Consider the following 11668-nt stretch of genomic DNA (forward strand, 5'->3'; position numbering starts at 1 on the left):
GGCGTCATGGCTTGGGCACCGGTACCACCGCCAGCGTCAACCGCGATACGCAGACCAGCTTGCCGGCTTCGTCCTCGATGCGGATTTCCCAGACCTGGGTGCTGCGGCCAACGTGCAACGCGCGCGCGGTGCCGGTGACCACGCCGTCGCGTTTGGCACGCAAATGGTTTGCATTGATCTCCAGCCCGACCACCATCTGGCTGCGGTTGTCCACGCACAGGTTGCCGGCCATGCTGCCGAGGGTTTCGGCCAACGCCACCGAAGCACCGCCATGGAGGATGCCGAATGGTTGATGGGTGCGCGCATCGACCGGCATTGTCCCGCGCAGCCAGTCATCGCCGGCCTCGGTCAGGACGATGCCGAGATGGCCGACCAGACTGTTGCGTGACAACTGGTTGGCGGCGTCCAGATCGACGGGAGCCAGGAAAGCCATGGCGATGTTCCTTGTGCAAAAAAGAGTGCCAGTGTACGACCCGCATGGCATCGCGGCGACGCGGCGTTACAGGATGGGGACCAGACCGGCGCCGAAGGCGGTCAGGATACGGGTGTACAGCCACTTCGGGCCGACATTGACCTCGGGGAAATCACCGACGGCCTGGTAGCAGCGATGGAAGTCCGGATCCTTGGCCGACAGCGGCGCCGGGCAGTCGGGGCCGGGCTGGAACTCATAACTGGTGGCGTAGCGCCACGGCCAGACATCGAATATCGGCAGCGCCTCGGAGACCTTGGCCATGCTGTAGTCCAGTCCGGAGAATACCGGCGGCTTTTCGCGCGGGGCGATCACCCAGGCGTTGGCTGGCGACATGTCGCGGCGGATGCTGGCTTCCAGCGCATGGGCGAAGGCCGGGTCACGGATGATCACCGCGCTTTCGGTGTTGTAGGTCTCCGAACGTGGATCAAAGTTGTGGGTACCGATAACGCCGATGCGACCATCGATGACCATCGACTTGGCATGCAGGCCCATGCGGATGCCGGCGCGCTTGAGTGGCAGCATCCGTGTCTGCGCGCCACTGCTGAGGAACGAAGGCCGGGTTTCGGCACGCTGCTTGGGCACCACCGAACGCGCATCGTCGCTGCCGTCACCGCTGATGGCAGACGCGTGGTAGCTTTCACTTTGGCCATTGCCATTGCCGCCGCGGCTGCCAGGCACCGGTGGCGAGGCCAGTTCGCTGCGCGCCAGCTGACTGTCGTCATCGTCTGTGTCATCGACGGCCGGCAAATCCTCGGCGGCCACCAGCGCGGCGTAGTCAATCGGCGCATCGGCCGGGAACGGCTTGTACTCGTAGATATGGAAGCCGAATTCGCGCAGATAGCGGCGCTTGTACTTGAACGACATCGAATACACCACCGGATTGTCGGTGGCGGCCAGGCTGTTGGTTGATACCAGCACCGTCGGTGGTTGCGCACGCTCGCGCAGGCCGCGGAACATCTCTTGGGCACGATCCGACATCACCAGGTACGGCGTCTGCAACAACACTTCCTGCTGCGCATCGCTGACCAGCGCTTCCAGCGTGGAGGCGCCAAGCATCTCCATTTCGCCTTCTTTTTCATGCTTCTGCGGCAAATCGGCAACGTACTCGACATCGCGCACCGCGTAGGCATGCGGCAACAAGCGCGCTTCGATGACGCCGCTGTCGCTGGCCTGGCGTGAGGTTTCCCGTACCCGCTGCGGGCGCCTGAATGCAGGGTCCGGCAAGCTCGGCACACCGTTCCTGAGCAGGTAGCGACCCACGTCATCCAGACGCTCGGCGGGCACGCTGCGCGGTGCCTGCCAGAAGGCCTCGAAGTTGCCCACCATCCCGGCGGCCTCGGGCCCGGCGATCAGCACGTCGCGATCACGGAAGTTGTATTCACCATCCCAGTCGTAATAGTCGTCCTGATAATTGCGGCCGCCGGTGATGCCAAGTTCGCCATCGACCACCAGCAGCTTGGTATGCATGCGCTGGTTGAAGCGGCGGAAACAGCACAGCACGCTGCCGGCATAGTCGAAATAGTTCAGCTTGACCTTGCCGAAGGTCGGGTTGTAGATGCGCATCGAGAAGTTCTCGTGCGCGCCGGACAAGGCGGCGATGATGTCGAGATCGGCAATCGCCGACAGCTGGTCAATCAACACCCGTACCCGCACGCCACGTCGGGCCGCGGCCAGCAGTTCATCCAGCACCAGCCGGGCGCTGTCGTCCTTGTCGAAGATATAGGTCTGCAGATCGATTTCACGACGCGCGCTGCGGATCAGGTTCAGCCGTGCCAGCAGCGAGTCGTGGCCGCTTTCCAGGATGATCGCGTAGTGGCGCGGCGACTGCGGCGTGGACTGGGCCAGGGCGCTCTGGCCCAGCGCATACAACGGCGAATCGAGCGCGCAGGCATTGGCCTGCCGGCAGTCGATGATCTGCGAGCGCGCCTGCACCGCGATGCTGGCGGCGCGATCATGCTGGGCATGGGTCAGGCTGGCGCAACCGCCGGCCAGCAACGACAACAGGCACAGCGTCGCGACGCGCGCGAAGTGGAAATAAGCGTGGCCCATTACTTGCCGGTCTCTGCCTGCAGGCGGGTTCGCAGGATGAACACCACGCGATCATTGATCGCCAGTTTCCAGTCGTCCATGTCGTAATCGCTGCGGCGTACCGCGCCGCTGGCGACCACGTCGCAATCCAGGCCCGGGCGATCGCACTCGGCCGGCAACAGCTCCAGGCTGCGCGGCCGGGCGATGCCACGGATGGTCAGGGTGCCTTTCAGCTCGCCGCCGGTCCGGGCCAGCTCGGGTGAATGCGGTTCGGAGACAAACACCACCACCGGGTAGCGATCGGCTTCGAAGAACTTGCCGCCGCGCGCCCATTCGCTGTAGCGCGGATAGCCGATGATCTCGACGCTGTCGGTGTACATCCGCAGGCTGACCTGCTGGCGACCATCAGGCAGCACCTGCACGGTGCCCTCGTAGCGGTTGAAACGGCCCAGCAGCTGTTGCCCCCAGCGCGTGCTCAGCTCGAAGCCCAGCTGGGTATGGTTGTTGTCGAACTCCATCTTGTGCGGGGCCTCCGGCAACGGCCCGGCACAGGCGTCAAAGATGCCCAGCAGGGCCAGTAGACCCGCTGTCAGGACAGGCGATTTGCCCATGTGTTCAGGGCCACCAGAAGGCGCTTAGGGTGGCCACTCCGGGTTCGATGATGGCGTCGGCGGGCAGGCTCAGCACCGCCACGCCAGCGGTGGGCATGCCGCGGTAGTCGCTGGTCTGGCCGCTGTGCATCAGCGCCACCAGCCGTTCGAAACCGGGGTTGTGGCCCACCATCATCAGCCGCTCGGCGTCGCGCTGGCCGTCCACCAGCCCGGCCAGGGTGCCAGGCGTGGCTTCGTAGATCGCCGGTTCCAGGCGCTGTTCGACGTAGCCGATGGCGGCCAGCACCGCTTCCAGGGTTTCACGGGTACGCCGCGCCGGCGAGCACAGCACGCAGTCGGGCACCCAGCCATGTTCCTTCAACCAGCGGCCCGCTGCCTCGGCCTCGGCCAGCCCTTGCGCCGACAATGGCCGATCCATGTCCGACTGGCCGGTGATCGGCGGCTCGGCATGGGCATGGCGCAGCAGGATGAGTTCTCGCATCTCGGTGTGTTTCCTTCGGCGTTACGCCTTCTTGAGCCACTTGAACAAGGGTTCCCAGTCGGCCTGATGATCGCGGACCTGCTGGGATCTGTAATCAAACAGGCTGCGACCCAGCCCGGCCATCAATACGTAAGCCTGGGTGTCGCGCAGCTGCGCCACTACCGGATACGGCCAGCTGTTCAGCATCTCGACCGCCTGTTGCGACGCATTGGTCCAAGGCTTGCTGCGATTGACCACCAGACCGACCGGAAGTTCGCGGCTGTGTACCCGCGGCACGCTGGCCAGGCTGCTGAGGAAGCCGGACGTCGCATCGATGTCCAGGCCTGACGGCAGCACCGGCACCACCACGGCATCGGCTTCTTCCAGAAATGGTCCCAGGCTGTCGCCCATGGTCCCGGCGGCGACGTCGATGACCACCCGCTCCACGTCAGGCGGCAGCTGCTTGTGCCAGCCACGCGCGCGACTGACCGCAATCGGCAGGACCGCGCTGTCCATGTCGGCACGGCGCTCGGCCCAGCGCATCGATGACCCCTGCGGGTCGGCGTCCACCAATACCGTGCGCTTGCCATCCAGGGCGAAATTCGCCGCCAGATTGGTTGCCAGCGTCGTCTTGCCTGCACCGCCCTTGGAGCTGGCGACCAGAATCGTCTTCATGCGCTCACCTCGTTGCCCGGGGAACCCGCAGGGTACACCGACAGGCGTGGCAGGGTGAATGCGCTGGCGGAAATGTGTCGACGAGTCCGGTCGCAGCCGTCAAGGTGCGCTCTGGCTGGCGCCCGGATACGGCCAGTCATCGCCCAGCATGGCCTGCTCGGTCTTATCGGCCGGCTGCCAGTCCGCTGGCGCCGTGTCAGCTATTGCGTTGGATGCCCGCCAGTCATCGGTGGCCGCGCCAAGGCCACGGCTCAGCACCATGTCGCAGAAGCGCGACTTGCCAGCAGCGGTCGGGTTCGCCTGCATCTGCGCTTCGTACCACAGGAACTGGCGCAGTTGCTGCTGCCACTGCTGGCGCCGTTGGCGGTCGGTTTCCAGACCAACCCGCAGCTGTGCCGCTTCCTTCTTCACGATGAACGATTGCCCGCTGTCGGCCAGCAATGATGCCACCTGGATGCAGTCACGCCGTAGCCGATTCTGCCCTGACGCGTCAGCCAGCGGCTCACAGGCCTGCTTGACCGGCTGCCACAGGATGTCGTGCTCGGCAGCCTGCAACTCGACGGTCGCCATCATCATCATGCTGATGTTCAAGGCCCGCGGCACCTCGGCGACATCCGTTCCCAGCATGCTGTACTGCAGATACGTCGCCATGTCCGCATCCATGTCCGGCAACGTCAGCTCGCGGCTCAATCCATAAAGCGCGGCGACGATGTCCTGGTTGAAGTTATGGTAGCGGTCGGCCCTGGCTGCCTGATGCAGCCACTTGCGGCGCGCCCTGTCGTCCGCATGGGCCATCGCCAGTAACGCGACCGCGGCGTTGTCAGGCTGCTGGCGCTCCAGTTCCAGCATCGCTTGCGGATTGGATGGGCATTCGGCATCAGCGGCATCACAACTGCCAGCGGCATACCAGGCCACCCAGGGATCCCACGGGCGCATCGCTTCAGCCTTGTCCAGCCAGCCATTGGTCTCACAGTGCTGCCTGGTGACCGGCCGGCCATCGCTGCCACCCTGGTCCTCGAACATGTCACACCACAGCTGGGCCAGCAGCAGGTTCCTCGCACCACCGCGCTCGGCAATACGCGGTCCCAGCGCTTTTAATTCCTGCAGATAAGCCTCCATCCAGGCGGACAAGCGCTCTTCGACAGCCGGGTCATCGATGATCCGTTGCAAATCGGCCAGTTGCGCCAGCGTCAGATCCATCATCGATGCCGGCAGTCCATTCACCCGCGACACGTCCAGCCCCCGCAGCGCCGGGATTGAATTGCCGCCATCGGCCGGCGACGATGCAACCAGATCGGCAATCTGCCGCAGGGTCATGTTGCGGACGCTTTCCGGCAGTTCGTCCAGTTGCTGCTGGCTCAGCAGATCCAGTGGCACCGGCCCGGCGCTTGCACCAAACGATGCCAATGCCAGCCAGCCTGCGGCCAGCCAGGCCATCAACCGCGGCTTGGGAAAGATATTCATCATCGACAGTGGGTTGGGAATAGATCCGGCCACAGTAGCGCCGGCGCGGCTGGATTGATTTGCAACAAATTGCAGAACGACCAATGGTTGCTGCGGGTGCCGGCGCCGGTGCAGCCGTGGCCGTGGCCGTGGCGGCTTTGCTATGGTGGCGTCCCCAAGGAATGTGACCCGCATGAGCGAGCTCCAGGACCTCAGCGCGCTGATCCGCGCCAACACCCCGTTGATTGTCATCGAGACCCAGGACGAGGCCCAGGTGGTGGGTCTGTTCCGGCAGGCGCTGTCGCAGGTGTGGCGGGCGCTGTATCGCTGGACGATTACCGAAGGCCTGCGCCGCATCGACATGGACCGCGAGGACGAGCCGTTCGGCCCGCCCGATGCCAGCGCCGCATTGCAGGCGATGAAGATGGCCGACCAGCGTGGCATCTACCTGCTGCTGGATTTCCATCCCTACCTCGGCTATGCCAGCAGCCAGCGGGCGCTGCGCGATATCGCCCAGCGCCGCCATTGCCTGCCGCACGTGGTGGTGCTGGTCGGGGCCAGGATTGAATTGCCGGAGGAACTGGAAGCGCTGGCGGTACGCTTCAACCCGCGCCTGCCCGATGCCCACGCGCTGCTGAAAATGGTCCGCGAAGAAGCCCAGGCGTACGCCCAGGAGCACGGCGGCAAACGGGTCGAGGTCGACGATCAGGTGGTCCAGCAGATCCTGCGCAACCTGCAGGGCCTCAGCCTGACCGACGCCCGCCGCATCGCCCGCCAGCTGATCTATGCCGATGGCGCGCTGGGCGCCAACGATCTGCCACAGCTGGCCAGGCTGAAGTTCGAACTGCTCAACCGCAGCGGTCATCTGCACTACGAATACGATGCCGCGCAATTCGCCGACGTCGCCGGCGCCAGCAAGCTGAAGCGCTGGATCGAGCTGCGCCGCGACATCTTCGTCTCCGGCAACCCGCCACCCGGGCTGGACCTGCCCAAGGGGGTACTGCTGCTGGGCGTGCAGGGCTGCGGCAAATCGATGCTGGCCAAGGCCATCGCCGCCGGCTTCGGGGTGCCGCTGCTGCGGCTGGACTTCGGCACCTTGTATGACAAGTTCCACGGCGAAACCGAAAAGAACCTGCGCGCCGCGCTGGCCTCGGCCGAGCAACTGGCGCCGTGTGTGCTGTGGATTGATGAAATTGAAAAAGGCCTGGCCAGTGGTGGCGAGGACGGCGGCGTCTCCCGGCGCGTGCTGGGCTATCTGCTGACCTGGATGGCCGAGCGCCAGGCCGGCGCCCGCGCTGGCAAGGGACCGGTGTTCCTGGTCGCCACCGCCAACCAGGTCCAGGAACTGCCCGCCGAGCTGCTGCGCAAAGGCCGCTTCGACGAGATTTTCTTCGTCGATCTGCCTGGCCCGCAAGCGCGCGCGGAGATCCTGCAGGTGCATCTGCGCAAACGCCGTCTGGCCCTCGACACGTTCAACCTGTCGGCCCTGGCGGCCGCCTGCGAGGGATTTTCCGGTGCCGAGATCGAACAGGCCATCGTGGCAGCGCTATACGTGGCCCATGCCGAATCGCGCAGCCTGGACACCGACCTGCTGATGACCGAAATCCGCGCCACCCGACCGCTGTCGGTGATCATGAAGGAACAGGTGGATGCCCTGCGCGAATGGGCCGGCGAGCGGACCGTGCCCGCGGATTGATGGCCGGCGAACCACGGTTGATCTTCTCGCGGAAACAAAGTGTGCCGCTGGCACTTCAGTAGCGAGACGGACTAGCCGCCGCGCGAACGACGCAACATCAACAGCGCGGCGACGCCGGCCAGCAGGCCCCAGAAGGCCGAGCCGATACCCGCCAGCGACAGCCCGGAGGCGGTGACCAGGAAGGTGATCAAGGCCGCTTCGCGATCCTGTTCATCACGCAGCGCCGCGGTCAGGCTGCCGCCGAGGGTGCCGAGCAGGGCGATGCCGGCGATGGCCATGATCAGTTCTTTCGGGAAGGCGGCGAATACCGCCACCACGGTCGCACCGAACAGACCCAGCAGGATGTAGAAAACTCCGGCGGCCATCGACGCCACGTAGCGACGCTGCATGTCTTCGTGCGCTTCGCGGCCCATGCAGATGGCGGCGGTGATCGCGGCCAGATTGAGTGCGAATGCACCGAATGGTGCCAGCAGCAGGTTGGCCACGCCGGTCCACCCAATGACCGGCGAAATCGGTATCGGATAGCCGGAGGCGCGGATCACCGCGACACCCGGCAGGTTCTGCGAGGCCATGGTGACCATGAACAATGGAATGGCGATGCCGAAGACGGCCGCCAGCGAAAACGTCGGCATGATGAAGATCGGCCTGGCCCATTGCAGTGCCAGTCCCTGCAACGGCAACAAGCCCTGCGCGGCGGCGATCGCCATGCCGGCCAGCAGGGTCAGGATGACGGCGTAGCGCGGCCACCAGCGCCGTGCCAGCAGATAGGCGACCAGCATCGACAATGCCAGCAACAGCCGCGTCTGCATGGCGACGAATACATCCAGGCCAAAGCGAAGCAGCACTCCGGCCAGCATCGCCGACGCCAGCGACAACGGGATGCGGTTGAGCAGGCGCTCGAACAGGCGTGAAAAACCGGATATCGCAATCAATGCCGCCGACAACACGAACGCACCGATGGCATCGGACAGCGGCAAGCCGGCGACACTGCTGATCAGCATCGCCGCGCCCGGGGTCGACCAGGCAGTGACCACCGGCATCCGGTAGTACCAGGACAGTCCCAGACAGGTCATGCCCATGCCCAGCCCCAGTGCCCACATCCAGGAGCTGATCTCGGCCGCTGACGCACCGAGTGTCTGCGCGGCCTGGAAGACGATGGCGGCCGAGCTGGCGAATCCGACCAGAACGGTGACGAATCCCGCCGCCACCGCCGAGAACGACAGATCCCGCCAGCGTGCGCCCGGCGCGGCCGATATCGACATCAGCAGTACGCCGTCAGCGCACGCACGCCATCAGGGTCATGGCTTCTGCTTGGCAAACTCGGCATTCAGATCGAACACCAGCCGGCCGATTTCCGGCGTCAGGCAGGTGTTGAAATTGGTCGTCGCCCGGCACTTGGCATCGACCTGATCGGCGCGCTGCTTGAGGCCGGCATCGGCCAGCACCTGGCGGGTTTTCTTGAAGCAGGCTTCGGCCGGCGAACCATTGGTCATCTGGCCGTGGCGGGCAATGCACCAGGTCATCGCGCTGGCCAGGCCGGCGGAATTGAGCGAATACAGTGACGGGCTGGCCTGGTTGGCCGCCGGTGCTTTCTGCGCGTAGGCGGCGCCCATGCTGCTGAGCAGGACGATCATCAGGAAACAACGACGCATGGCGAACTCCTTGGCGGCAACGTCCCGCATTCTAGCGCGCGCTGCCGGCCATCCCCGGCCAGCCCGGCCCGGCGTGCAGCGTGGGGTCAGCCGGGGCGCTGGCGGCGGCGCCGGACCACGGCCTGCGCCCAGCGACCGGCCACCGCCGGCGATGTCATGCAGACCGCGCTGTCGGTCACGGTGGTGACCGCGCGTTCAAGCAGTTGGATGTCCGCTTCGTGCTGGCGCGCCACGTGCGGATCCTCGAAGAAAATCGCGCGCTGGCAGCGCCCTTGCAACACCAGGTCGGCGATCTGCGCATCTCCACCCAGTGGCCCGCTCTGGTAACGCTGCACCCATGCCTGTCCTGCCGGCCAGCCCCGGCTCCAGGCCAACTCGTTCAAACGCTGGCCGGTGGTGCCGGTAGCAACCCGGCCGGCGAATGCCGACAGCACCTCGAAATGGGCATCGGCAAAGTCCAGCATGGTCGGTTTCATTGCATCGTGGGCGATCAGGGCCAGTGTCTGCTGATCATGGGCATGCAGATCATCGGCGCCCGGATCCGGCGCCAGACCGGCGTGAATGCGTTCGCTTTCGATCCAGTCGCGGGCCGAGGCGACGGTGGAAATGAATGGCTTGTGCTGGATCACGCACTGGCGCTTGAGCGCGGCTGCTTCGGGAAATATCGATGACGGATCGACCGGATCTATGAGATAGATCGCGCCATCCAGCGTCCGTTCGTCACCTGGCATGCCAACCACTTCCGCCACCAGCTTCATCAAACCGCCGTCGCGTCCATACGGATAGCGCCGCATGCCTGCATGATCCGCTAGCAGCGCCGATGCCTGGATCGCATCGAAAGTGCGGCCGACCACATGCAGGCCTAGCTGCAGTTCACGGATGCCGGTTTCACAGGTGCGCAGCCAACGGAACAGCGCGGCATCATGATCGCGATGGTGCAGGCGGTTGGCGGCAAGGCCCAGCCGCATCAGCAGCGCCCTGACAGGCTCGCCGGCATGTGCCCGGCGCGATCACGGTTGCGGCGATGGTGGTGCCCATCCGCAGCGCTTCGCCGGCAGACCGCGGCGATCAAACCAGCAGCATCCGCGCGATGCTGTCGCCAGCGTCGCGACCTTCAGCCACGGCGGTGACCACCAGGTCGGCGCCACGCACGGCATCGCCGCCGGCAAACAGCTTCGGGTGGGTAGTCTGGTACGGCAGTCGTTCGCGTCCATCAATGTCGGTGCCACCGGCGACGATGCGACCATTGGGGCCGGCTTCCACGCCCTGTGCCGCCAACCACGCCGGCAGGCTCGGCGAGAAGCCGAAGGCGATGATCACGATGTCGGCTTCGAGCAGCGACTCGCTGCCGGCGATCGGCTCGGCCTGCTGGCGGCCACGCGCATCCGGCGCACCGAGCCGGGTTTCGACCACCTGCACACCGACCACCTTGCCGGTGCCATCGTCCTGTATCGACAACGGTTGCCGGTTGAACAGGAAGCGCACGCCTTCCTCGCGTGCGTTGGCGACCTCGCGGGCCGAACCGGGCATGTTGGCTTCGTCGCGGCGGTAGGCGCAGGTCACCTTGGCCGCGCCCAGACGTATCGCGCTGCGCACGCAATCCATGCCGGTGTCGCCGCCGCCCAGCACCACTACCCGTTTGCCATTGAGGTCGGGCAGCGACAGTTGATCTTCCCAGCCGGCAATCGGCCGTCCCAGTGGATTCCTGCCGCCGACGATGCGCCCGTTCTGGACCAGAAACGGCAATGCCGGCAGCACGTTGTCGAGATCCTGTCCGGGCAGGCCGCCATCGGTATAGCGATAGGCGCCGGTACCGACAAAGACCGCATCGAACTCGGCCAGCAGTTCGTCCACGCTGACGTCCTTGCCGACTTCCACGCCAAGCCGGAACTCCACGCCCATGCCTTCCAGCACCTCGCGGCGGCGGGCGATCACGCTCTTGTCGAGCTTGAAACTGGGAATGCCGAACTGCAGCAGGCCACCGATCTGTTCGTAGCGATCAAACACCACCGCATGGATGCCGTTGCGGGCCAGTCGATCCGCGCAGCCGATGCCCGCCGGGCCGGCACCGATCACCGCCACCCGCCTGCCGGTGGCCTGGACGTGGCTCATGTCCGGCCGCCAGCCTTTTTCCAGCGCGGTATCGACGATGTATTTCTCGACCGCGCCAATGGTCACCGCGCCGAATTCCTCCAGCGTGCAGCTGCCTTCGCACAGGCGATCCTGCGGGCATACGCGGCCGCAGACTTCCGGCAGCGGATTGGTCGAATGGCACAGCGCGGCGGCTTCTTCGATGCGGTTTTCCTGGACCAGTTGCAGCCATTGCGGGATGGCGTTGTGGACCGGGCATTTCCAGCTGCAATACGGATTGCCGCAGTCGAGGCAGCGGCCCGCCTGGTATTGCGCATCGTCCTTGCCGAACTTGCCATACAGCTCGCCCCAGTCGCCGGAGGTACGCAGCTCGACCGGGATCCGGTGCGGCATCTGCCGTGGCAGTTCCAGGAACTGGAAGGCTTGTTTCCTGCTCATGCGGCGAGACCTTGGTTGTTGATCGCGGGGCTGGTGAGGGTGGTGTTGGTGGTTGGCCCCCACCCCAACCCTCCCCCGTGAACGGGAGAGGGAGCGAAGCGG

The 11668-nt window shown here is 65.5% G+C and carries 11 protein-coding genes; 1 reads left to right on the forward strand and 10 read right to left on the reverse strand.

Translation table 11 applies throughout. The annotated features are described in order from the left end of the window. Positions 1-4: 4 nt before the first annotated feature. The 6 genes from ABB29_RS00605 to ABB29_RS00630 form a co-directional block, all read right to left on the reverse strand. A complete protein-coding gene (locus tag ABB29_RS00605) occupies positions 5-433 on the reverse strand; it encodes a hotdog fold thioesterase (RefSeq protein WP_057656665.1) in 429 nt (142 codons plus the stop codon). A 66-nt stretch (positions 434-499) separates the two neighbouring features. After that, positions 500-2521, reverse strand: coding sequence for a phospholipase D family protein (locus tag ABB29_RS00610; RefSeq protein WP_057656666.1), 2022 nt, complete (start codon positions 2519-2521; stop codon positions 500-502). Next, a complete protein-coding gene (locus tag ABB29_RS00615) occupies positions 2521-3111 on the reverse strand; it encodes a YceI family protein (protein WP_057656667.1) in 591 nt (196 codons plus the stop codon). Before ABB29_RS00615 ends, ABB29_RS00610 begins: the two co-directional genes overlap by 1 nt. A gap of 4 nt (positions 3112-3115) precedes the next feature. Next, positions 3116-3592: a SixA phosphatase family protein gene (locus ABB29_RS00620; protein ID WP_057656668.1), complete on the reverse strand. Its 477-nt coding sequence runs from the start codon at positions 3590-3592 to the stop codon at positions 3116-3118. Positions 3593-3613: 21 nt separating this feature from the next. After that, entirely contained in the window at positions 3614-4246 is a 633-nt protein-coding gene (locus ABB29_RS00625) for a ParA family protein (RefSeq protein ID WP_057656669.1), read from the reverse strand. A 99-nt stretch (positions 4247-4345) separates the two neighbouring features. Beyond that, positions 4346-5710, reverse strand: coding sequence for a Plug domain-containing protein (locus ABB29_RS00630; RefSeq protein ID WP_157062423.1), 1365 nt, complete (start codon positions 5708-5710; stop codon positions 4346-4348). A gap of 172 nt (positions 5711-5882) precedes the next feature. Here ABB29_RS00630 and ABB29_RS00635 point away from each other — a divergent pair, with 172 nt between their 5' ends. After that, positions 5883-7385, forward strand: coding sequence for an AAA family ATPase (locus ABB29_RS00635; RefSeq protein WP_057656671.1), 1503 nt, complete (start codon positions 5883-5885; stop codon positions 7383-7385). A 71-nt stretch (positions 7386-7456) separates the two neighbouring features. On the opposite strand, the gene ABB29_RS00640 is transcribed toward ABB29_RS00635, so the two are convergent. The 4 genes from ABB29_RS00640 to ABB29_RS00655 form a co-directional block, all read right to left on the reverse strand. Then, positions 7457-8647, reverse strand: coding sequence for a benzoate/H(+) symporter BenE family transporter (locus tag ABB29_RS00640; RefSeq protein WP_057656672.1), 1191 nt, complete (start codon positions 8645-8647; stop codon positions 7457-7459). A gap of 36 nt (positions 8648-8683) precedes the next feature. Next, the gene (locus tag ABB29_RS00645; RefSeq protein ID WP_157062424.1) at positions 8684-9037 is read right to left on the reverse strand and encodes a hypothetical protein; all 354 of its coding nucleotides are present in this window, start codon (positions 9035-9037) and stop codon (positions 8684-8686) included. An 86-nt stretch (positions 9038-9123) separates the two neighbouring features. After that, positions 9124-10005, reverse strand: coding sequence for a methylglyoxal synthase (locus ABB29_RS00650; protein WP_057656674.1), 882 nt, complete (start codon positions 10003-10005; stop codon positions 9124-9126). A 100-nt stretch (positions 10006-10105) separates the two neighbouring features. Then, a complete protein-coding gene (locus ABB29_RS00655; protein ID WP_057656675.1) occupies positions 10106-11566 on the reverse strand; it encodes an FAD-dependent oxidoreductase in 1461 nt (486 codons plus the stop codon). Between the last annotated feature and the right edge of the window lie 102 nt (positions 11567-11668).

Origin of the sequence: Pseudoxanthomonas dokdonensis (assembly GCF_001431405.1) — a bacterium.
GTDB lineage: Bacteria > Pseudomonadota > Gammaproteobacteria > Xanthomonadales > Xanthomonadaceae > Pseudoxanthomonas_A > Pseudoxanthomonas_A dokdonensis.

Bases quoted from the DNA above. Each gene is read 5' to 3' on its own strand.
- ABB29_RS00605 (WP_057656665.1), bottom strand. From the start codon at position 433: ATGGCTTTCCTGGCTCCCGTCGATCTGGACGCCGCCAACCAGTTGTCA.
- ABB29_RS00610 (WP_057656666.1), bottom strand. From the start codon at position 2,521: ATGGGCCACGCTTATTTCCACTTCGCGCGCGTCGCGACGCTGTGCCTG.
- ABB29_RS00615 (WP_057656667.1), bottom strand. From the start codon at position 3,111: ATGGGCAAATCGCCTGTCCTGACAGCGGGTCTACTGGCCCTGCTGGGC.
- ABB29_RS00620 (WP_057656668.1), bottom strand. From the start codon at position 3,592: ATGCGAGAACTCATCCTGCTGCGCCATGCCCATGCCGAGCCGCCGATC.
- ABB29_RS00625 (WP_057656669.1), bottom strand. From the start codon at position 4,246: ATGAAGACGATTCTGGTCGCCAGCTCCAAGGGCGGTGCAGGCAAGACG.
- ABB29_RS00630 (WP_157062423.1), bottom strand. From the start codon at position 5,710: ATGAATATCTTTCCCAAGCCGCGGTTGATGGCCTGGCTGGCCGCAGGC.
- ABB29_RS00635 (WP_057656671.1), top strand. From the start codon at position 5,883: ATGAGCGAGCTCCAGGACCTCAGCGCGCTGATCCGCGCCAACACCCCG.
- ABB29_RS00640 (WP_057656672.1), bottom strand. From the start codon at position 8,647: ATGTCGATATCGGCCGCGCCGGGCGCACGCTGGCGGGATCTGTCGTTC.
- ABB29_RS00645 (WP_157062424.1), bottom strand. From the start codon at position 9,037: ATGCGTCGTTGTTTCCTGATGATCGTCCTGCTCAGCAGCATGGGCGCC.
- ABB29_RS00650 (WP_057656674.1), bottom strand. From the start codon at position 10,005: ATGCGGCTGGGCCTTGCCGCCAACCGCCTGCACCATCGCGATCATGAT.
- ABB29_RS00655 (WP_057656675.1), bottom strand. From the start codon at position 11,566: ATGAGCAGGAAACAAGCCTTCCAGTTCCTGGAACTGCCACGGCAGATG.